Below are 20,534 nucleotides of genomic sequence, written 5' to 3'. Positions count from 1 at the left end.
CGCTCAGCGCGCCTGCGCCCGGACGTACGCCGCCCAGCCCGTCTGGAACTGCGCCAGCGGGACGCCGAGCACCCGCTGGCAGGCCTGCTCGGCGGTGGCGCCCTGGTAGCGGGCCACCACGAACTGGAAGAGCTTCTGCTCGCCGTAGGTGTCGGCGAGGTAGGTCATCGCCGCGTGCCCGAGCCAGTAGTGGAAGCTGAGCCGGTCCTCCGAGACGCTCCAGTCGAAGTTGTCCGGCAGCTTGCCGTCCCAGCCGGACCGGAGCAGAGCGCGGGCCTGCGCGGTCCGGCCGCTGGCGCGCAGCGGCTCGCCCCGGTGCGCCAGGTATTCGGCGAAGCCCTCGACGATCCAGTTCTCGATGCCCGCGAAGAAGTCCTGCTTGTCGGCGTCCTCCAGGGTGGCGACCAGCGAGTGGGCCAGCTCGTGCCGGAAGATCTCCCGGGGACCCTTCTTGTCGCCCGGGGCGAAGAATGCCTGGTCGGCCACGTCGATCACGATGCGGCTGCCGCCGATGTCGATGTCGCCCTTCACCGCCGAGATCATGCCGATCGAGATGCCGGACTCGGTGGTCTTCTCCTTGTTGATCCGGTAGAGCGAGCCGAGGTCCTTCTTGCCCTTGACCAGGGCGATGACGAAGCCCTTCGGCGTGTTGGCGGTCGCCCCGCCGCTCTGCCAGGCGGCGAGGTCGTCCCGCACGGCCGCCTCGGCGACCGGGGCGTACCGCCGGGCCGCCGAGGCCGACCGGGCGTCGGTGATGACCAGCGTGTGCGGGGTCTGCTCGACGTGGATGTCGGGCCACTTGTCCCAGGGGCCCGGGTAGTAGACGGTCTTCGAGTCGCCGAGCACGGCCGGCGCCCCGGTGACGGCGGTGACCTTGATCGGCGCGTCCCGGCTCTCCTTGACGACCGTCCAGCGGTACCACTCGGCGACCGGGGTCAGGTCGTAGCCGTCGAACTGGTGCACGAAGGACACGTCGAGCTGGAAGGTGACGCCGCGGCCGAAGCTGTCGCTGGTCCGGCCCTGCTGGGCGACCGTCCCGTACCGGCCGACCGCCAGGGGCAGCTTGCCCAGGTTCCGGAAGAGCTGGGTCTGGCTGGCCACCAGCTCCTTGCGGGCCGGGTCGAAGGGCGTCAGGTAGGCCTTCAGGTCCTTGTCGGCGAGCGCCTTGCTGTGCCGGTTCAGCAGCTCGTCCAGCTCCTGCTGGGTGACGCTCACCCCGTTCGCCGCGGCGGCGGCCTTCGGGGGCTCCTCGCCGCGCCGGGTCAACCCGACGCCGACGCCGACCGCGGTGCCGGCGCAGAGGGTCAGCGCCAGCACGCCGACGCCGACCCCGATCCACAGGCCCCGCCGGGACTTCGGCGCCGGCGGTGGCTGCGGAGCGTACGGCCCGAAGCCGGCCTGCCCCGGCCCGCCCGGGTACGGCGCGGGCTGTCCGGGTTGGGCCGGCGGGCCATACCCGGGGACGGGCGGTGGCCAGCTCGGGAGCTGCGGCTGGGCGCCGGGCGGAAGGGCGGAGGGTGGTCCCTGGGTCATGCGTTCCTCGTCTGCGCCGTCGATGACCAGCCCGCAGTGGCGGACGCCGCCCGCCTCCGGACCGGATGACCGGCAACATCATCCACGGTCGGGCGGCCGGATTCTGCCCCGGATCGATCGACCGGCCCTTTTGTCCAATTGGCTGGACGAGGTCTCCGTCACGGTCGCCGCCCGATGACCTCCGCCACGTCGACCGCCCGGGGGTCGGTGGTGCCACCGGGTCCGGTGACAGACTGTGGGACGCAGCTCTGCCGGGACGTCATAGGGAGGCGCAGTGCGCTGGCGCAGCTACGTGGCGGTGGGCGACAGCTTCACCGAGGGCATGGACGACGCGTATCCGGATGGGACCTACCGTGGCTGGGCGGACCTGGTCGCCACCCGGCTCGCCGCCGAGGCCGGCCCGGACTTCGGGTACGCCAACCTGGCGATCCGGGGGCGGCTCTTCCCGAACATCGTCGCGGAGCAGGTGCCGGCCGCGCTGGCCATGAAGCCCGACCTGATCAGCTTCGCGGCCGGCGGCAACGACGTGCTGCGGCGGACCTTCGACCCGGACTCCTTCGTGCCCCGCTTCGACGATGTGATCGGTGAGCTGCGGGCCGGCGGTGCCGACGTGGTGCTCTTCCGGTTCGCCGACGTGATGGCCCGGCTCCCCGGACAGCGGCTGGTGGCGCCCCGGGTGACCCTGCTCAACCGGGTGGTCGGCGAGGTCGCCGAGCGGCACGGTGCGATCCTGGTCGATCTCTACGCCGACGACACCTACCTCAACCCGATGCTGTGGAGCACCGACCGGCTGCACCTGTCGGCGGCCGGGCACCGGCGGGTCGCCGGGCAGGTGCTCGCCGCGCTCGGGGTGGGCTGCGACGAGGAGTGGCTGATGGTGCCGCCGCACCCCGCGCCGACCCCGTGGCTGGCCGCCCGGGCGGCCGACCTGCGCTGGGCCGGCCAGCACCTGGCACCCTGGATCAAGCGCCGGCTCACCGGCCGCTCCTCGGGTGACCTGATCACCGCGAAGCGCCCGATGCTCGGGCCGATCAGCCTCGACTGAGCGTGCTCACCCTGCACACCGCGCCGCTGGTGCGGCCGGCCCTCGACGCCGAGCCGACCGCCGGCCTCGCCGTCCTGGTCGACGGCGACCGGATCGGCGCGGTCGGCCCGGCGGACGAGCTGACGCGGGCGTACCCCGGGGTGCGGGTGCGGCGGTGGGCCGGCAGCCTCGGTCCGGCGCTGGTGCGCGACGGGCCGCTGCCACCCGCGCCCACCCCGCGCGAGCGGGTGCACGCCCTGTTCCGGGCCGGCGTGGCCGCGGTGCGCGCCGCCCAGGTGGCCGATCCGGCGCTGCGGGCCGCGGCCACGCGCAACGGCCTGGCGCTGCTCGACGGCGCCCGGCCCCCGGCACTGGTGGTCGGCGGCCGGGCCGACCTGGCCGTCTTCGACGCCGATGGCCGCTGCCTGGCCACTGTGGTCGCCGGCCGGTTGGTGCACCGCCGCGCCTGACTCGCCGACCGGCCCGCCCGCCTCCTCCCAGGCTGACCCGACGGCTGGTTGTCGGCCGCCGGACGTCCAATGTGGCCCGCGGCACCGGAATCGGGATCGCCCAATGTCTTCCCCGGCGGATAACATCCGCTGCCCCCGTCGATCGAGCACGGGGCCAAATCGGGGAAAGGTGGATGAGGGATGACCCTCATACCCGCTGGGAATCCGTCCCGCGGACGAAGTCTGCTCGCCGCCGCGTTGTCCATGGTGGTCGCGGCGGGCACGGTCGTCGCGACCGCCGCGCCGGCCGCCGCGTACGACGTGCGTTACGAGAACAACACCTCCTGGGCCTGGACCGACTCGAGACTGCCCAGCAAGAGCAACATCGACCGGGCCGGCGACGTGCCGGTCGGCACCTGGTTGGACGTGGAGGGCCACCCGCACACCTCGCGGGCCTACTTCACCTTCGACATCTCCCGCTACCGCGGTGCCGACATCGAGTCCGCCAAGCTCGACGTCAAGGAGACCGCGGCGCCGGACTGCACGAAGCGCCCGGAGATCGAGTTGTGGCGCACCGCGCCCTACACCGCCAAGTCGAACTGGCTCAAGCCGCCGGCCGACCTGGCCCGGATCGGCACGACCCGGCTGCCCGACCAGTCCGGTTGCCCGGCCCCCTACGTGGGCTTCGACGCCACCGAAGGGCTGCGCCAGGCCCTCGCCGCGGGCAGCTCGACGCTGACCCTGTCGCTGCGGCTGCCCGCCGCCGTCGAGTCGGATCCCACGCTGGCCCGCAAGTACGCCAGCAAGGCCGGCCTCTCCATCGACCACAACTTCCGGCCGGGCGTGCCCACCGGCCTCCAGACCTCGGGCCGGGACTGCACGGCGGCCGAGCCGTACCAGGTGGTCCGCCGGGGCGACCTGGGCCTGTCGGCGATCGTGCACGACCAGGACCGCAACGACGCCGGCGGCACCGACCAGCTCACCGCCACCGTCGCGCTCTGGCCCGTCGACCAGCCGGACGCCCGGATCGAGCGGATCGACTACGCCCGCGACGGCGAGCGGGCCGTCGGCCGGTTCAGCTACGACCTGTTCCAGCACGACCGGACGTACGCCTGGCAGGTGCGGGCCGCGGACAGCCGGGCCACCGGCGAGTGGAGCGGGCTCTGCTACTTCCGTACCGACTTCCAGGGCCCGGCCACGGCGCCGACGGTCACCTCCACCGACTTCCCGCAGGACGGCTGGCCGCCGGCCGTGGCCGGGACGGTCACCTTCGACGCCGACGGCGCCACCGACGCCGTCGGCTTCGGCTACTCGCTGAACGAGACGGGTGACAAGACGGTCGTCGCGGACCGGTCGGGCGGAACGGCCACGGTCACGCTCACCCCGCGGGCCGGCGTCAACTACCTCCGGGTGTGGAGCCTGGACGCGGCCGGGAACGGGTCGCCGGTCACCACGTACGACTTCCGGGCCGCCGACGTGTCGCCGATCGTCACCGGCACGCTCACCGAGCTCGGGGTGCCGACGACGTTCCAGGTCCGGCCGCAGATGGACGGGGTGGTGCGCTACCGCTTCGGCCTGGACGGCGACCCGGAGCAGACGGTCGACGCCGCCGCCGACGGCACTGCCGCGGTGACCGTCACCGCCACCCGGGCCGGCTACCGGACGCTCTCGGTCACCAGCCTCACCGCCGCCGGCGTGGCGGCCACCACCCAGCGGACCTTCCTCCTGCTCACCGAGCCGAAGATCTCGGCGACGGTCTACGAGGAGTACGGCTTCGGGGGCGGCCAGGGCGTGCCCGGGGTCTTCACCTTCACCCCGCGGCTGCCCGACACCGTCAGCTACCGCTACCAGTTCAACGGCGAGGAAGCCACGGTCGCCGCGGACGCCGCCGGCACCGCCTCGGTGACCTGGGCCCCGAAGGAGGCCGGCTGGACCTCGCTCATCGTGTGGGGCATCAGCCGGGACGGCACCGAGTCCGACCCGGCGACCTGGTACTTCACCGTGCGTGACCTGCTGCCGACCATCTACAGCAGCGACTACAGCCCCTACTACTGGTCCGGCGGCCCGGGCCAGCCCGGCGAGTTCCGGTTCAGCTCCGAGGTGGCCGACACGGTGGCGTTCCGCTACCGCTTCGACGCTGGCGCGGAGCAGACGGTCGACGCCGACGGCAGCGGCGCCGCGGTCACCTGGACTCCCGACCAGGGTGGGACGCACACGCTCGTCGCTCGCAGCGTCAGCGCGGACGGCACGGTGTCGCCGGAGCGGACGTACACCTTCCTGGTGAACGACGCGCCGCTGGTGGAGTCGGCGCAGTACCCGCAGGATGCCAACAGCGGCCTGCCCGGCGTGTCCGGTGTCTTCACCTTCACCCCGCAGCGGCCGGACGTGGTGAAGTACCGCTACGCCTTCTACGGCGAGGAGGAGAAGACCGTCGACGCGGTCGCCGACGGCACCGCCTCGATCACCTGGACGCCGGAGCGGTCCGGATGGCAGATGGTGACCGTGCTGGGGGAGACCGGTGACGGCACGCTGACCCAGAGCCGCCAGTACGCCTTCAGCGTCCGGGAGCCGAAGCCGACGATCATTTCGTACCTCTACAACGAGTACGACCCGCAGGGCGGCATCGGCGTGGCGGGCGGCTTCCGCTTCGACTCCGAGCTGCCGGACACCGCCGCGTTCGTCTACCGGCTCAACGACGGGCCGGAGCAGACCGTGGCGGTGACCGACGGCACGGCCGCCGAGCTGACCATCACCCCGGACCGCGGCTTCCGGAACACCGTCACCGTGCGGGCCCGCTCGGCGACGGGCGAGCTGTCCCCGGAGGCCAGCTACTCCTTCATGGTCAGCACCGCCCCGACCGTCAGCTCGCCGACCTACCCGTCCGGCGAGGCGGCCGGTGGAGTGGGGGTGCCGGGGGTCTTCACCTTCACCCCGCGCATGCCCGACGTCGAGAAGTACGTCTACCAGTTCGACAACGGACCCGAGGTGACCGTGGCGGCGGCCGGCGACGGCACCGCCTCGGTGACCCTGACCCCGACCGAGGCGCGCTGGTACCCCATCTCGGTGTACGCGGTCGACAAGTCCGGCAACCGCTCGGACTACGCCTACTACTGGTTCGTGGTCCAGGGCTGATCGCCCTCGACCGAGCCGACCGGCCCACCACCCGCGTCCGGGTGGTGGGCCGGTTCGCGTGTGCGCCGCCACATCCGCCGGCCCCGATTCCCGATGGCCGGTCCTGCCCGGGTGATCCGGCGTACCTTGGGGCTCATGCCTGTGCCGAGCGATCCCAATCCCCGCTTCCAGTCGTACGCCGACCCGCAGCGCCTGGTCACCACGGAGTGGCTGGCCGAGCACCTGGGTGACGAGGGCCTCGTGGTGGTCGAGTCCGACGAGGACGTGCTCCTCTACGACACCGGCCACCTTCCGGGCGCCGTCAAGGTCGACTGGCACACCGAGCTGAACGACCAGGTGACCCGGGACTACCTGGACGCGAAGAGCTTCGCCGAACTCTGCGCCGCCAAGGGCATCGGCCGGAACGACACGGTCGTCTTCTACGGCGACAACTTCAACTGGTGGGCCGCGTACGCCCTCTGGGTCTTCTCCCTCTTCGGCCACCCGGACGTCCGGCTGCTCGACGGCGGCCGGCAGAAGTGGATCGCCGAGGGGCGCGAGCTGACCAAGGAGAAGGTGACCCGGCCGCGCGCCGAGTACCCGGTGCCGGAGCGGAACGACACGCCGATCCGGGCGTACCGCGAGCAGGTGATGGCGCACATCGCGGCCGGCCGGCCGCTGGTCGACGTCCGCTCGCCGGGCGAGTACACCGGCGAGATGCTGCACATGCCGGACTACCCGCAGGAGGGCGCGCTGCGCGGCGGGCACATCCCGGGCGCGGTGAGCAAGCCGTGGAAGTCGGCCGCGAACGACGACGGCACCTTCAAGTCCGCCGACGAGCTGCGGGCCATCTACGCCGACCAGCTCGGGCTGAGCCCGTCGGACGACGTGGTGGCGTACTGCCGGATCGGCGAGCGGTCGAGCCACACCTGGTTCGTGCTGCGCCACCTGCTCGGTTACCCGCAGGTCCGGAACTACGACGGCTCGTGGACCGAGTGGGGCAACCTGGTCCGGGCCCCGGTCGTGAAGGGCGACCAGCCGGGCGGTCTCGCCGGCTGAGCCTCACCGGCCCCACCGACGGCCGTGGTCGCCCTGCGCGACCACGGCCGTCGTCCGTGCGGGTTGTCTCAGGCCGGGGCGGCGCCGGTCAGGTAGCGCTGGACGGTCGGCGCCACCCAGGCGACCAGCTCGGCCGGTGGCGCCTCGACCATCGGTGGCAGCCCGACGATGTACCGGGTGAGGGCGAGGCCGAGGATCTGGCTGGCCACCAGGCCCGCCCGGCGGGCGGTGGTGGCCGGGTCGGTGCCGAACCGGGCCACGGCCGCGCCGAGCTGGTCGGCGAAGATGCCGCGCATCCGCTCGGCCGCGCTGGGGTTGGTGGCGGCCGCCCGGAGCAGGGCGGCGAGGGTCCCGTCGCCCTCCCAGCGGTCGAGGAAGTGCCGGACCAGCACCTCGCCGAGGCGGTCGATGGGTACGCCGGCCAGGTCGGGCAGGCGGAGGTCGAACTCCGCCGCAGCCGCAAAGAGCCCCTCCTTGCTGCCGTAGTAGCGCATCACCATCGACGGGTCGATCCGGGCGTCGGCGGCGATGGCCCGGATGGTGGTCCGGTCGTACCCGTCGGCGGCGAAGCGTTCCCGGGCCGCACGCAGGATGGCCGCCCGGGTGGCGTCGGAGCGGCGGGGGCCGGATGCCATGTCGGTCATGTCCACGACTGTATGCCAACAAGCGTTGACATCGAAGCCGACCCACGCCTAACCTTGCCTACGAGTGTTGGCAAACAAGCGTTGGCATCCGGAGGTGGGGCATGCTTCCCGAGCACACCGACGTCCTCGTGGTGGGGGCCGGGCCGACCGGCCTGGCAGTGGCCGTGACCCTGGCCGGGCACGGGGTGCGAGCCACCGTGATCGACCGGCTGGCGAGCCCGCCCGTCACCTCCCGGGCCGCCGTCGTCCACGCCGGCACCCTGGAGGTGCTCGACCGGATCGGAGTCGCCGCCCCGCTGGTGACCCGCGGCCTGTCCGCGACCCGATTCACCGTCCGCGACCGGGACCGGGTGCTGCTCACCATTCCGTTCGACCGGCTGCCGTCCCGCTACCCGTACGCGCTGATGGTGTCCCAGGCCGAGACCGAGGCGGTGCTCGCCGACCGGCTCGCCGCGCTCGGCGGCCGGGTGCTCCGGCCGTACCAGCTGACCGGCCTCGCCCTCGACGACGCCGGCGCGACCGCCCGCTTCGCCGGCGGGGAGACGGTCCGGGCCCGGTGGGTGGTCGGCGCCGACGGCATGCACAGCGCCGTCCGCGAGCCGGCCGGCATCGACTTCGGCGGGCCGGCGGACCCGGGCGAGTCGTTCCTGCTCGCGGACGCCCGGCTGGACAGCGCGCTGCCCCGCGACCAGACCGTGCTCTTCCTTGCCCCGCAGGGGCCGCTGGTCTGGGCACCGCTGCCGGACGGGGTGGTCCGGCTGGTCGCCGCGGTGGCCGACGCGCCGCGCGACCCGGACGCCGCCCGATTCCAGGCGCTGCTCGACGAGCGGGGTCCCGCGCGCCGGCCCGACCGGCTCACCGAGCTGCTGTGGACCTCCCGGTTCCGGGTCCACCACCGGATCGCCGGGGCGTACCGGGCCGGGCCGGTGCTGCTCGCCGGCGACGCCGCCCACGTGCACAGCCCCGCCGGCGGGCAGGGGATGAACCTCGGCCTCCGCGACGCGGTGGCCCTCGGTGACGCGCTGGCCGCGGTGCTCGACGGACGCCCGGCGACCCTCCTGGACGGGTACGCCGCCGCGCGCCGCCCACTCGCCGAGGAGGTGCTCGGCTTCTCCGCCGGGCTCACCCGGCTCACCACCCTCCCGCCCGCCGGGCGTCTCCTGCGCGACCTGCTGCTCCGCACCGCGTCCCGGCTGCCCCCGGCCCGGCAGCGGCTCGCCGTCCGGCTGGCCGGCTTCGAGCCCGGCCCGGGGGCGATGCCGCACCGGACCGCCGGGGCGCACCCGGCCCACCCGGCCGTTCCCGCCTAGGGACGGGCGACCGGCTCCGGCCGGCGTTCGGCGACGGAACCCGCCCCGCGCAGCGTCCGCCACGCGGCGACGGTGACCAGGACGAAGACGCCGGCCGCCGCCCAGGCCACCGGGACCACCCCGTACGCCTGCCCGGCGAACCCGGCGAGCGCCGCGCCGACCGGCGCGCTGGCCACGCCGACCACCCGCTGAGCCGCGCCGACCCGGCCGAGCAGCCCCGGTGGCACGTGCCGCTGGCCGTACGCGGACCAGAGGCTGTTCCAGACCGTGGTGCCCGCGGCGAAGCAGGCCAGCGCGACGCCGCCGGCCAGCGGGTGCCGGGCCGCGGCGAACCCGGTCAGCGCCACGGTCTGCCACACCAGCACCGCGCGCAGGGCGGGCAGGGTGCCGAACCGCGCCGCCACCCGCCCGGCGACGAGCGCCCCGACCAGCGCCCCCACGATGGTCCCCGCCGCGAACAGCCCGTACGCCGCCGCCGGCACCCCCAGCACCCCCAGCGCATACAGCACGAGCACCCCCATCAGCCCGCTGATCGCCAGATTCGACCCCGCGCTGGCGAGCGTGACCCCCCACAACACCCGGTCCCCCCGAACCCACCGGACCCCCTCCCACGCCTCCCCCCAAACCCCGGCCCTCCCCTTCCCCCCGGCGATCTTGCACTTGTGGTCCGTGGTCGGTCCCTTTTCCGGCGCTTTGTCGGGGCCACAAGTGCAAGATCGGCGAGCGAGGGGCGGGGTGAGGGCGAGGACGAGCAGGGCGGCGGCGGCGAAGGTGAGGGCGTCGACGGTGAACGGGAGGGCGGCGGCGACGGCGAACAGGACGCCGGCCAGGGGGGCGCCGAGGAAGCCGCCCGCCACCGCCGTGCCGGCCTGGAGGCGGCCGTTGGCGGTGGGCAGGGCGGCCGGCGGCACCAGCGACGGCAGCACCGCGAACGAGGCCGCGTCGAAGAGCGTGCCGAGGGCGGCGAGCAGGAACGCGACGGCCGCCAGCGCGCCGACCCCGGCCCGTCCGGTGGCGACCAGCACGGCCAGGCCGGCCACCACGACCGCCCGTGCCCCGTCCACCGCCACCATCGTCCGGCGGCGGTCCCACCGGTCCGCGTACGCGCCGCCGAGCAGGCCGAACAGCAGCGGTGGGAGCTGTCCGGCGACGGTCACCGCGGCGATCGCCCGGGGATCCCGGGTCAGCGTCGTGGCGAGCAGGGCCAGGGCCGGCGTACGCAGGGTGTCGCCGAACCGGGAGGCGACGGCGGCGGACCAGAGCAGCCGGTAGTTCCGGCCGAGCACGGAGGTGGTCATGCCGAGGGACCATGGGGCCTGAAGCGGGTCGAGGGTCAAGCCGGGAAACGGGACGGACACTGTCTGCGCCGGGTGGTGGGACGTGAGGCAACCGACGGGTAACCACGACTCCACCTCGCTGCGTCCGAGGTCTAGGCTGGCCCGGTGGCGGTGGAACAGCAGGCGCGGGGCGCGGCGAACGGCGCGACGGGTGCGGGCCGTCGCCGGTCCCGGCGGGACGAGATCCTGGAGATCGCGGTCGGACTCTTCGCCGCCCGCGGTTACCACGGCGTGTCGATGGACGACATCGGCGCCGCCGCCGGGGTCACCGGTCCGGCGCTCTACCACCACTTCGCCGGCAAGGAGGCGATGCTCGTCGCCGCGCTGATCCCGGTCAGCGAGGGGCTGCTCGCCGGCGGCCGGGAGCGGGCCGCCAACCACCCCGACGACCCGCGCGGCACGCTGGAGTCCCTGATCGACTTCCACGTCGACTTCGCGCTCGCCAACCCGGCCGTGATCGCCCTGCACCTGCATGAGCTGGACCGGCTTCCGGACGAGCCCCGCCGGCGGATCCGCCGCCTCCAGCGGCTGTACGTCGAGGAGTGGGTGACGGTGCTGACCGCGCTGCATCCCGGCCTGCCGGACGGCGAGGCCCGGGTGCTCGCGCACGCCGCGTTCGGCCTGATGAACTCCACCCCGTTCCTCGGCGGCGAGGTGGACCGTCGGCGCCGGGCCGAGCTGCTGCGGGGCGCCACGCTTGCCGCCCTGCTGGCCCCCACCGATCCTGCCTGATACACCGCGTGCGGCTTAACGCGTGTTAAGAAGGGGCCCTGGCTATGCATGAGGCGTTAAGAAGGGACCCTTCCTTGCAGACCATGATCGAGTCGCTGCTGATCGCCAACCGGGGCGAGATCGCGCGCCGGATCATCCGTACCGCGAAGAAGCTCGGGATCCGCGCGATCGCGGTGCACTCGGAGGCCGACGCCGGCCTGCCGTTCGTGACCGAGGCCGACGAGGCGGTCTGCGTCGGCCCGGCCAACCCGGCGCAGAGCTACCGGAACGTGGAGGCCATCCTCGCCGCCGCGAAGTCGACCGGCGCCCAGGCTGTCCACCCCGGCTACGGCTTCCTGTCGGAGAACGCGGAGTTCGCCCGTACCGTCGAGGCCAGCGGGCTGATCTGGGTCGGACCCGGCGCGGACGCGATCACCGCGATGGGCGACAAGATCAACGCCCGGAACCTGATGGCGGCGGCCGGGGTGCCGGTCGCGCCCGGCACCACCGACCCGGCGGCAGACCTGGCGGCGGCGGTCGCCGCCGCCGCGGAGATCGGCTACCCGGTGATGGTGAAGGCCGCGGCCGGTGGCGGCGGCATGGGCATGGGGGTGGCCACCGACGAGGCCGCGCTGCGCACCGAGTACGACAAGGTCCGCTCGTTCGCCGAGCGGATGTTCGGCGACGGCTCCGTGCTGATCGAGCGCTACTTCCCCCGGGTACGCCACGTCGAGGTACAGATCCTCGGCCTGGCGGACGGCCGGGTGGTGGCCCTCGGCGAGCGGGAGTGCTCGGTGCAGCGGCGCAACCAGAAGCTGGTCGAGGAGTCCCCGTCCCCGGCGGTCTCCCCCGAGTTGCGCGAGCGTTTCCTCGCGGCGGCGGTGCGGGCCGGTGAGGCGGTCGGCTACCGCAACGCCGGCACCGTCGAGTGCCTGCTCGATCCCGCCACGCAGGAGTTCTTCTTCCTGGAGATGAACACCCGGCTCCAGGTCGAGCACCCGGTCACCGAGTACGTCTACGGCGTCGACCTGGTCGAGGAGCAGCTGCGGGTGGCCGCCGACCTGGCCCCGACCTTCGACCCGGACGCGCTGACGCCGCGCGGGCACGCCATCGAGCTGCGGATCAACGCCGAGGACCCGAAGCGCTTCCTCCCCGGGCCCGGCGCGATCACCACCTGGAACGAGCCCGCCGGCGAGGGCGTCCGCGTCGACTCGGGCTACGTGGCCGGCAACACGGTCACCCCGTTCTACGACAGCCTGATGGCGAAGCTCATCGTCAGCGGCAAGGACCGGACGGAGGCCGTCGAGCGGGCCAGGGCCGCGGTGGCCCAGTTCGAGATCGCCGGCCCGAAGAACAACCTTCCGTTCTTCGCCGAGCTGCTGGAGAACCCTGAGTTCCTCTCCGGCGACTACGACACGGGCATCGTCTCCCGCATGCGCTGACGATCCGGCCCCGTGGCTCGGGTGGGATGCTGGGAGAAACCAGCATCCCACCGTCACAGTGAGGTGACCCCTTATGGCGGAACTGCCGGACTTCGTCTCCATCCGGGAGGTCGGGCCGCGCGACGGGCTCCAGAACGAGGACCCGATCCCCACCGACGCCAAGGTACGGCTGCTCGACGCGCTGTCGCGTACCGGAGCGCGGCGGATCGAGGCCGTCTCCTTCGTGCATCCGAAGGCGATTCCGCAGATGGCGGACGCCGACGAGGTGTGGCAGCGGGCCGCGAAGGCCGACGGGGTGCGGTACTCGGCCCTGGTCCCGAACACCCGGGGAGCGCAGCGGGCCCTGGCGGCGGGCTTCACCGAGATCGAGGTGGTGGTGTCGGCCAGCGACACGCACAACCGGCGCAACGTCAACCGCTCGACGGAGGAGTCCCTCGACGACATCGCCGAGCTGATCGACCTGCTGCACGGCGCGGGCGCGCGGGCCGAGGTGATCGTGGCGACCAGCTTCGGCTGCCCGTACGAGGGGGACGTCGACCCGCAGCGGGTGGCCGGCATCGTCGACCGGGTGGTCCGGGACGGCGCCGACCGGGTGGCGTTCGGCGACACCACCGGGATGGGTACGCCGCGCCGGGTCCGGGAGCTGGTCACCGCGGTCCGCGACCGGAACGCCCACGTCCCGGTGCTGCTGCACTTCCACAACACTCGGGGCACCGCCCTGGCGAACATGCTGACCGCCATGGAGCTGGGCGTCACCGAGTTCGACGCCAGCGTGGGTGGCCTGGGCGGCTGCCCGTACGCCCCGGGGGCCAGCGGCAACCTGGCCACCGAGGAGGCCGTGCACATGCTGCACGACATGGGCATCGACACCGGGATCGACCTGGACGCCCTGATCGAGGCGGCCGAGCTGGCCGAGGAGCTGGTCGGGAAGAAGCTCCCGTCCGGCGTGCTGCGGGCCGGCCCGCGTACCCGCCTCACCCCGATGCCCGCCTGAGCTCGGGGCTGGCTGCTGAGCGCCGATCAGGAGGTTCGCGTCCTGGACCCGACTCGGGACGGACGCGAACCTTCTGATCGTCAGGGCTCGCCCCGACGTGCGGCGTTTGGCGCGGGTCAGTGGGTGAGGGCGCCGGTTTCGATGGGAAGGCCGGCGGTCACCCAGTCCTCGATGCCAGCGGCGTACTTGCGGACGTTGGTGTAGCCGAGGGCGGTGAGGCGGTCGGCGACCCGGCCGCTGTTCGGGCAGCTCGGGTTCGAGCAGTACGTGACGATGGCGGCGGTCCGGTCGGGCAGGAGCGCGGCGGCCCGCTCGGCCACCTCGGCCTCGAGCAGCGGGATCGCGCCGGGAAGGTGCTGCTGGACGTAGTACTCCCCGCCGAGCGCGTCGACGACGGTCACGGTGCCGGCGTCGATCGCGGCGCGCAGTTCGTCCCGGGTGATGAGGGTGGTCATGGCAACCTCCAGGGTAAATGGACTAGAGTCCGGTTATGCCTCCGAACGTTAACGGACCGCAGTCCGTTTTCGCCACCCCTCCGGCGGAACTGCTGGTGTTGCGTACCGCACCCCCGCGCGAGCGGGCCGACGCGGCGCGCAACCGGGCGGCCGTCCTGGACGCGGCTGCCGCGCTCTTCCGGGAGCGCGGGGTGGAGGCGGTCTCGATGGACGCGGTGGCCGCCGCCGCCGGAGTCGGCAAGGGAACGCTGTTCCGCCGGTTCGGTGACAAGGCGGGCCTGGCCGTGGCGCTCCTCGATCAGCAGGAACGCGCACTCCAGGAAGCGATCCTCTTCGGCCCGGCCCCGCTCGGGCCCGGCCCGGCCGGCGAGGCGCCCTCGCCGCGCGACCGGCTCCGGGCGTTCGTCGCCGCCTACCTCGACTACCTGCTCGCCAATCTCGACCTCGTCCTGATGTCGGAGACCGCCTCGCCGGGCGCGCGCTACCGGATCGGTGCCTACCGGTTCTGGCACCGTCACGTGACGCTCCTGCTGGCCGGGCGCGAGGACCCGGCGGCCGACGCGCACACCCTGCTGGCCCCCCTCGCCGCCGAGCACGTACGCGGGGTGCGGGACGAGGTGGGCGACGAGCGGCTGCGGGCGGGGGTGCTGGCGCTCGCCGACGCCCTCACCGGCTGACCCCGGGTGCGCGCCGCTGATGGCCGCTCCGGGCGCCGCGGCCCGGTGGCTCGCCGGAGGAGGCGTGGATGCGCTAGCCTAACGATCGTTCAGGTCGGTCGGCGCGCTCACGAGGCGGCCGGTGGCAATGGGAGTCGGCGTGACGCTCGACGGTGAGGCCCTGGAGCAGCTGCGCAAGCGCGCCAAGGCGGGCGGTGCGGACAAGTACCACGCGGCGAACGCCGCCAAGGGCAAGCTCTTCGCCCGCGAGCGGGTCGCGCTCCTGGTCGACGAGGGCTCCTTCGTCGAGGATGGCCTCTACGCCAACGCCCTCGCCGAGGGCCTGCCCGCCGACGGCGTGGTCACCGGCACCGCCACCATCGACGGTCGCCCGGTCTGCCTGATGGCCAACGACTCCACGGTCAAGGCGGGCAGCTGGGGGGCGCGCACCGTCGAGAAGATCATCCGGATCATCGAGCGGGCGTACGCGACCGGCGTGCCGATGGTCTACCTGGTCGACTCGGCCGGCGCCCGGATCACCGACCAGGTCGAGCTCTTCCCCGGCCGGCGCGGCGCCGGCAAGATCTTCTGGAACCAGGTCCGCGCCTCCGGCTCCATCCCGCAGGTCTGCGCCCTGTTCGGGCCGAGCGCGGCGGGCGGGGCGTACATCCCGGCGTTCTGCGACGTGGTGGCCATGGTGGACGGCAACGCCAGCATGTACCTCGGCTCCGACCGGATGGTCGAGATGGTCACCGGCGAGAAGACCACCCTGGAGGCGATGGGCGGGGCCAAGGTGCACTGCGCCGAGTCCGGCGTCGGGCACTTCCTCTGCAAGACCGAGGCCGAGGCGCTCGACGTGGTCAAGCGCTACCTGTCGTACCTGCCGGCGAACTGGAAGCAGGACCCGCCGGCGGCGCCCGCCGTGGAAACGTCCGAGAAGGCCGACCTGGCGGCGCTGGTCCCGGCCAGCGAGCGGCAGGCCTTCGACATGCGCCGGTACGTCAAGGGCCTGCTCGACGAGGGCAGCTTCTTCGAGATCCAGGCGCTCTGGGCCAAGGAGCTGACCATCGGCTTCGGCCGGCTGAACGGCGAGGTCGTCGGGGTGGTCGGCAACAACTCGATGTTCAAGGGCGGGGTGCTCTTCGTCGACTCGGCCGACAAGGCGACCCGCTTCGTCCAGCTCTGCGACGCGTTCAACGTGCCGCTGCTGTTCCTGAGCGACGTGCCCGGCTTCATGGTCGGCAGCGCGGTGGAGAAGCAGGGCATCATCCGGCACGGCGCCAAGATGATCACCGCGATCTCCGAGGCGACCGTGCCCAAGATCTGCGTGGTGGTCCGCAAGGCGTACGGCGCGGGCCTCTACGCGATGGCCGGCCCCGGCTTCGAGCCGGACGCCACGATCGCCCTGCCCACCGCCAAGATCGCGGTGATGGGCGCGGAGGCCGCGGTCAACGCGGTCTACGCCAACAAGATCGCCGCGATCGAGGACGAGACCGAGCGGGCCGCCTTCGTCGCCGCCAAGCGCGAGGAGTACGAGCGGGACATCGACATCGTCCGGCTCGCCAGCGAGCTGGTCGTCGACGCGATCGTCGAGCCGCACGAGCTGCGCGCCGAGCTGGTTCGCCGGTTCGCCGCCGCCCGCGGCAAGGAGCGGCACTTCTCCCGGCGCCGGCACGGCGTCACCCCGGTCTGACCACCCGACCCGCACCATCCGACCCGGCGTCACGAGCGCCCGGCGGCCCGTCCACACAGGCGTCCCATCAGGAGGATCAGATGGACTTCCGGCTCAGCGAGGAACAAGAGGCGCTGCGGGAGAGCGTGCGGGACTTCGCCCGCGAGGTGGTCGCCCCGGCCATCGCCGAGCACTACGAGCGGCACACCTTCCCGTACGAGATCATCCGCCAGATGGGCAAGATGGGCCTGTTCGGCCTCCCCTTCCCCGAGGAGCACGGCGGGATGGGCGGCGACTACTTCGCGCTCTGCCTGGCCCTGGAGGAGCTGGCCCGGGTCGACTCCAGCGTGGCGATCACCCTGGAGGCGGCGATCTCCCTCGGCGCGATGCCGATCTACCGGTTCGGCACGGACGAGCAGCGGGCGCGGTGGCTGCCGAAGCTGCTCAGCGGCGAGGCGCTGGCCGGCTTCGGGCTGACCGAGCCGGGGTTCGGCTCGGACGCGGGCGGCACCCAGACCCGGGCGGTGCTGGACGTGTCGACGAACGAGTGGGTGATCAACGGCTCGAAGGCGTTCATCACCAACTCGGGCACCGACATCACCGCGCTGGTCACCGTCACCGCGGTCACCGGGACGAAGCCGGATGGCTCGAAGGAGCTGTCCACCATCATCGTCCCGTCCGGCACGCCCGGGTTCACGGTCGCGCCCGGCTACTCCAAGGTCGGCTGGACCGCCTCGGACACCCACGAGCTGACCTTCGACGACTGCCGGGTGCCGGCGGAGAATCTGCTCGGCGAGCGCGGCCGGGGCTTCGCTCAGTTCCTGCGCATCCTCGACGAGGGCCGGATCGCGATCGCCGCCCTGGCGGTCGGCCTCGCCCAGGGCTGCGTCGACGAGTCGATCAAGTACGCCAAGGAGCGCCACGCCTTCGGCCAGCCGATCGGCAACTACCAGGCGATTCAGTTCAAGATCGCCGACATGGAGCTGAAGGCGCACACCGCCCGGCTGGCCTACTACGACGCGGCCGCCCGGATGCTGGCCGGCGAGCCGTTCAAGCGGCAGGCGGCGATCGCCAAGCTGCACGCCAGCACCATCGCCGTGGACAACGCCCGCGAGGCCACCCAGATCCACGGCGGCTACGGCTTCATGAACGAGTACCCGGTGGCCCGCTTCTGGCGGGACGCCAAGATCCTGGAGATCGGCGAGGGCACCAGCGAGGTGCAGCGCATGGTCATCGCCCGCGACCTGGGCATGTGACGCGAGGCGCGCCCGGGTCGTCCGGCCCGGGCGCGTCGTCCGTCTGTCGGAAATCGGCAGTGAACGGTCGGCTGGCCGACGATCGGCTGTGACGCGCCGGAGGCGATCCGTACTCTTCGTGCCCATGACTCCGGATCATGATCGTTCGCGGAGCCCGGGTGGCCGAGGCCGGCTGCCCGATCTGCTGCGCGGGCACCGGCTCGCCGCCGGCCTCACCCAGGCGGAGTTGGCCGCCCGGGCCGGCATCGGCGTGCGGACCGTCCGAGATCTGGAGCGGGGTCGCTCCGCGCGACCCCAGCGCACCACCGTCGACCTGCTCGCCGACGCGCTCCGGCTGACCGGCGCCGCCCGGCAGGAGCTCCTCGCCGCGGCCCGACCGGCCCCAGTCCAGACCGCCGGACCCGACCCGGCCTCGCCGCACCTCCCGGGCACCGGCGCCCCGGGATCCGGTACGCCGATCGCGCTGCCCCAGCCGGTCCCGCTGATCGGCAGGGACCGCGACGTCGCCGAGGTGGCCGCCCTGCTGGGCGCGGAGCATCCGGTGGTGACCCTGGTCGGCCTCGCCGGGGTCGGCAAGACGGCGCTCGCCCTCACCGTCGCGTACGCGGTGGCCGACGATCATCCGGCCGGGGTGGCCGGGGTGCTGGTCGGCGAGGGCTCCGACGCCACCGACGTGCTCGCCGCCTCGGTTGCGGTGTTCGGCGTGAGCCGGCTCGCCGACCTCCCCGGCCGGTTCGCCGGGCGCCGCGCGTTGCTGCTGGTGGACGCGGTGGAGCGGGCTCCCGGGCCGGTGGCCGAGGCGCTGCGCACGCTGCTCGCCGCGGCGCCGACGCTGCGGGTGCTGGTCAGCGGCCGGCGCCCGGTCGGCTTCCCCGGCGAGCTGGTCCGGCCGGTCGCGCCGCTCGACGTGCCGCCGCCCGGGGCGACCCCGACGGATCCGGCGGCGCTGGCCCGCTGGCCGGCGGCGACGCTGTTCACCGCCCGGCTGGCCCAGGTGCGCCGCGAACCGCCCGCCCCGGCCGAGCTGCCGGCGCTCGCGGCGCTGGTGCGTCGCCTCGGCGGCCTGCCGCTGGCCATCGAGCTGATGGCGGCGCGGGGCCGGATCCTCGACGTCACCGAGCTGCTCGACCGCTACGGCGACCGCGTCCTCGATCTGGCCACCGGGGGCCGCCCCGGCTGGGAACCCGGCGACCGTCCGGCCGGCCCGGTGACCCTGCGGGAGGCGGTGGCGACCAGCTACCGACTGCTCGCGCCCGGGGAGCGAGCCGCGCTGCGTCGGCTTTCGGCGTTCCGCAACCGGTGGTCGGTGGAGCTGGCCGAGGAGCTGCTCGCCGACGGCGGCGACCGGACGGACCCCGTGCCGCTGCTCGACCGGCTGCGCGAGCTGGGCCTGCTCAGCATCCGGGGCACCGGCCCGTTCCGGTTCCGCCTGCTCGACGCGGTACGCGACTTCGCCACCGAACAGGCTGCCGGCGAGGGGGAACTCGTCCCGATCCGGAGCCGGCACACCCTCGCCGTCACCGGGCTGGTGCTCCGTACCGCCCCGAACTTGGTCGGCGCGGACGTGGCCGCCGCCGTACGGCTGCTGGACGAGGCGACCAGCGACATCATCGCCGCCCTCGGGCACGCCGCCGACCACGACCCGGTGACCGCGCTGCGGCTGGCGGCGGCGCTGCCCCGCTGGTGGCGGCTGCGGGGGCGGGACGTCTCCGGACGGCGGTGGCTGCGGCGGTTGCTGGCCGACCCGCGTACCGCCGACGCCGGCCCGGTGCTGCGGGCCTGGGCGATGATCGGGGCTGCCCGCCTGGCACACGAGCACGGCGCGGGGCCCGAGGAGCTGCCGGCGGCGCGGTCGGCGTTGGCCGCCTTCCGGGAGGCGGGCGAGGTGACCGGCGAGCTGTCGGCCCGCTCGGTCCTCTGCGGGCTGTTGTCCGCCGCCGGTGCCCACGACGAGGCCCGGGAGCAGGCGGAGGCGGCGCTGGAACTGGCCACCCGGCACCGCCGGGTACGCGAGATGGCGGTCGCCCAGATGCACCTCACCTGGCACGACGTACGGCTGGGTGAGCTGGCCGGGGCGCGTCGCCGGCTGGCCACCGTGGACCGGCTGGCCGCCGAGTGCGGGGAGCAGCGGCTGCGCCTGCTGGGGCGGGTCAACCTCGCGGAGCTGGCCCGCCTGGAAGGCCGGTACGCCGACGCCGTGGAGCAGGGGCGGCGGGTGGCGGCGGCCCTGGCCGAGCTGGGTGACCCGGGGCACCGGCGTCGGGTGCTCGGCACGGTCGGGCTGGCCCTCGCCGAGGCCGGGTGGGCGGACGAGGCGCTGGACGTGGTGGCCGAGCTGCGGCCCGCGCTCCCGGTGCCGGAGCAGCGCCGGCCGGTCGAGGACGGGTCCGCTGCCGCGGAGAGCCGGGCCGGCCGGCCGGAGGACGCGGTCTGCGCGCTGATCGAGGGTCACCTCGCGCTGCACCGGGGTGACCGCGAACAGGCGGCCGAGTGGTTCGCTGCGGCGGCCGACGCGGCCGCCGCGGGGCGGGACCGACGGGACGTGGTGGAGGCGCTGGTGGGCCTCGCGGCGAGCACGGCCGACGTGACGGTGCTGGACCGGCTGGACCGGGCGCGCCGGTCGACCGGGATCAGCCTGTTGCGTCGCGAGGAGGATCTGCTCTACGCGCTGGTGGCTACCCGTCCGAGGCGGTGATCCCGCCCGGGTCTCCGGCCTGATCGGCGAGGGGAGCGGGGGTGGCGCGAGCGAAGAAGCCCCCTGTGTTGCCCCTCGCTCATCGCTCGCGCCGGCACCCCCCGGTGCGCCCCCCGCTCGCCGCGAAGCCTATCCAGGGCGCCGGCGCGGTTTGGCCGTTTTTGCGGGCTTATGCACCGGTACTGG

16 protein-coding genes are annotated in these 20,534 nt (G+C 73.9%); 12 read left to right on the top strand and 4 right to left on the bottom strand.

All coding sequences use genetic code 11. The features are described from left to right. Positions 1-3: 3 nt before the first annotated feature. Positions 4-1,533 (bottom strand): hypothetical protein, encoded by a 1,530-nt coding sequence (locus Q2K19_RS11030; protein ID WP_302770192.1) that lies wholly within the window; start codon positions 1,531-1,533, stop codon positions 4-6. A gap of 274 nt (positions 1,534-1,807) precedes the next feature. Here Q2K19_RS11030 and Q2K19_RS11025 point away from each other — a divergent pair, with 274 nt between their 5' ends. The 4 genes from Q2K19_RS11025 (at position 1,808) to Q2K19_RS11010 (ending at position 7,176) form a co-directional block, all read left to right on the top strand. Then, entirely contained in the window at positions 1,808-2,578 is a 771-nt protein-coding gene (locus Q2K19_RS11025) for an SGNH/GDSL hydrolase family protein (protein ID WP_302770189.1), read from the top strand. Between the two features lie 2 nt (positions 2,579-2,580). Then, complete coding sequence (locus tag Q2K19_RS11020; RefSeq protein WP_302770186.1) at positions 2,581-3,027, top strand: imidazolonepropionase-like domain-containing protein; 447 nt, start codon at positions 2,581-2,583, stop codon at positions 3,025-3,027. 180 nt (positions 3,028-3,207) lie between these two features. Next, entirely contained in the window at positions 3,208-6,138 is a 2,931-nt protein-coding gene (locus Q2K19_RS11015; RefSeq protein WP_302770183.1) for an RHS repeat domain-containing protein, read from the top strand. Positions 6,139-6,273: 135 nt separating this feature from the next. Next, positions 6,274-7,176 carry a sulfurtransferase gene (locus Q2K19_RS11010; RefSeq protein WP_302770180.1) on the top strand — a complete coding sequence of 301 codons (903 nt, stop codon included), beginning with the start codon at positions 6,274-6,276 and terminating at the stop codon, positions 7,174-7,176. A 68-nt stretch (positions 7,177-7,244) separates the two neighbouring features. Here Q2K19_RS11010 and Q2K19_RS11005 read toward each other — a convergent pair whose 3' ends face one another. Continuing rightward, positions 7,245-7,820 (bottom strand): TetR/AcrR family transcriptional regulator, encoded by a 576-nt coding sequence (locus Q2K19_RS11005; RefSeq protein WP_446839672.1) that lies wholly within the window; start codon positions 7,818-7,820, stop codon positions 7,245-7,247. 101 nt (positions 7,821-7,921) lie between these two features. Here Q2K19_RS11005 and Q2K19_RS11000 point away from each other — a divergent pair, with 101 nt between their 5' ends. Further along, complete coding sequence (locus Q2K19_RS11000; protein WP_302770177.1) at positions 7,922-9,130, top strand: FAD-dependent monooxygenase; 1,209 nt, start codon at positions 7,922-7,924, stop codon at positions 9,128-9,130. Here the strand turns inward: Q2K19_RS11000 and Q2K19_RS10995 are convergent. Further along, on the bottom strand, positions 9,127-10,428 hold the full coding sequence (locus Q2K19_RS10995; RefSeq protein WP_302770175.1) for an MFS transporter: 1,302 nt from the start codon (positions 10,426-10,428) through the stop codon (positions 9,127-9,129). The two genes, Q2K19_RS11000 and Q2K19_RS10995, sit on opposite strands and share 4 nt — an antisense overlap. A gap of 144 nt (positions 10,429-10,572) precedes the next feature. Here Q2K19_RS10995 and Q2K19_RS10990 point away from each other — a divergent pair, with 144 nt between their 5' ends. The 3 genes from Q2K19_RS10990 (at position 10,573) to Q2K19_RS10980 (ending at position 13,614) form a co-directional block, all read left to right on the top strand. Then, positions 10,573-11,199: a TetR/AcrR family transcriptional regulator gene (locus Q2K19_RS10990; protein ID WP_302770173.1), complete on the top strand. Its 627-nt coding sequence runs from the start codon at positions 10,573-10,575 to the stop codon at positions 11,197-11,199. A gap of 83 nt (positions 11,200-11,282) precedes the next feature. Continuing rightward, the gene (locus Q2K19_RS10985) at positions 11,283-12,620 is read left to right on the top strand and encodes an acetyl-CoA carboxylase biotin carboxylase subunit (protein ID WP_302772406.1); all 1,338 of its coding nucleotides are present in this window, start codon (positions 11,283-11,285) and stop codon (positions 12,618-12,620) included. Between the two features lie 73 nt (positions 12,621-12,693). Then, the gene (locus tag Q2K19_RS10980) at positions 12,694-13,614 is read left to right on the top strand and encodes a hydroxymethylglutaryl-CoA lyase (protein ID WP_302770171.1); all 921 of its coding nucleotides are present in this window, start codon (positions 12,694-12,696) and stop codon (positions 13,612-13,614) included. Between the two features lie 116 nt (positions 13,615-13,730). On the opposite strand, the gene Q2K19_RS10975 is transcribed toward Q2K19_RS10980, so the two are convergent. Then, the gene (locus Q2K19_RS10975; protein ID WP_302770168.1) at positions 13,731-14,069 is read right to left on the bottom strand and encodes a rhodanese-like domain-containing protein; all 339 of its coding nucleotides are present in this window, start codon (positions 14,067-14,069) and stop codon (positions 13,731-13,733) included. 35 nt (positions 14,070-14,104) lie between these two features. On the opposite strand from Q2K19_RS10975, the gene Q2K19_RS10970 reads away from it, so the two are divergent. From Q2K19_RS10970 to Q2K19_RS10955, 4 genes are all read left to right on the top strand, one after another. Continuing rightward, a complete protein-coding gene (locus tag Q2K19_RS10970; RefSeq protein ID WP_302770166.1) occupies positions 14,105-14,746 on the top strand; it encodes a TetR/AcrR family transcriptional regulator in 642 nt (213 codons plus the stop codon). A 139-nt stretch (positions 14,747-14,885) separates the two neighbouring features. Beyond that, a complete protein-coding gene (locus tag Q2K19_RS10965; RefSeq protein WP_302770164.1) occupies positions 14,886-16,418 on the top strand; it encodes an acyl-CoA carboxylase subunit beta in 1,533 nt (510 codons plus the stop codon). Positions 16,419-16,498: 80 nt separating this feature from the next. Beyond that, positions 16,499-17,653, top strand: a complete 1,155-nt coding sequence (locus Q2K19_RS10960; RefSeq protein ID WP_302770161.1) for an acyl-CoA dehydrogenase family protein — start codon at positions 16,499-16,501, stop codon at positions 17,651-17,653. 124 nt (positions 17,654-17,777) lie between these two features. Beyond that, a complete protein-coding gene (locus Q2K19_RS10955; protein ID WP_302770159.1) occupies positions 17,778-20,348 on the top strand; it encodes an ATP-binding protein in 2,571 nt (856 codons plus the stop codon). The last annotated feature ends 186 nt before the right edge of the window (positions 20,349-20,534 follow it).

Origin of the sequence: Micromonospora sp. NBRC 110009 (genome assembly GCF_030518795.1) — a bacterium.
Classification (GTDB): Bacteria; Actinomycetota; Actinomycetes; order Mycobacteriales; family Micromonosporaceae; genus Micromonospora.
This window is presented reverse-complemented; position numbering and strand designations above follow the sequence as displayed.

Bases quoted from the DNA above. Each gene is read 5' to 3' on its own strand.
- Q2K19_RS11030 (WP_302770192.1), bottom strand. From the start codon at position 1,533: ATGACCCAGGGACCACCCTCCGCCCTTCCGCCCGGCGCCCAGCCGCAG.
- Q2K19_RS11015 (WP_302770183.1), top strand. From the start codon at position 3,208: ATGACCCTCATACCCGCTGGGAATCCGTCCCGCGGACGAAGTCTGCTC.
- Q2K19_RS11010 (WP_302770180.1), top strand. From the start codon at position 6,274: ATGCCTGTGCCGAGCGATCCCAATCCCCGCTTCCAGTCGTACGCCGAC.
- Q2K19_RS11005 (WP_446839672.1), bottom strand. From the start codon at position 7,820: ATGACCGACATGGCATCCGGCCCCCGCCGCTCCGACGCCACCCGGGCG.
- Q2K19_RS11000 (WP_302770177.1), top strand. From the start codon at position 7,922: ATGCTTCCCGAGCACACCGACGTCCTCGTGGTGGGGGCCGGGCCGACC.
- Q2K19_RS10995 (WP_302770175.1), bottom strand. From the start codon at position 10,428: ATGACCACCTCCGTGCTCGGCCGGAACTACCGGCTGCTCTGGTCCGCC.
- Q2K19_RS10985 (WP_302772406.1), top strand. From the start codon at position 11,283: ATGATCGAGTCGCTGCTGATCGCCAACCGGGGCGAGATCGCGCGCCGG.
- Q2K19_RS10980 (WP_302770171.1), top strand. From the start codon at position 12,694: ATGGCGGAACTGCCGGACTTCGTCTCCATCCGGGAGGTCGGGCCGCGC.
- Q2K19_RS10975 (WP_302770168.1), bottom strand. From the start codon at position 14,069: ATGACCACCCTCATCACCCGGGACGAACTGCGCGCCGCGATCGACGCC.
- Q2K19_RS10970 (WP_302770166.1), top strand. From the start codon at position 14,105: ATGCCTCCGAACGTTAACGGACCGCAGTCCGTTTTCGCCACCCCTCCG.
- Q2K19_RS10960 (WP_302770161.1), top strand. From the start codon at position 16,499: ATGGACTTCCGGCTCAGCGAGGAACAAGAGGCGCTGCGGGAGAGCGTG.
- Q2K19_RS10955 (WP_302770159.1), top strand. From the start codon at position 17,778: ATGACTCCGGATCATGATCGTTCGCGGAGCCCGGGTGGCCGAGGCCGG.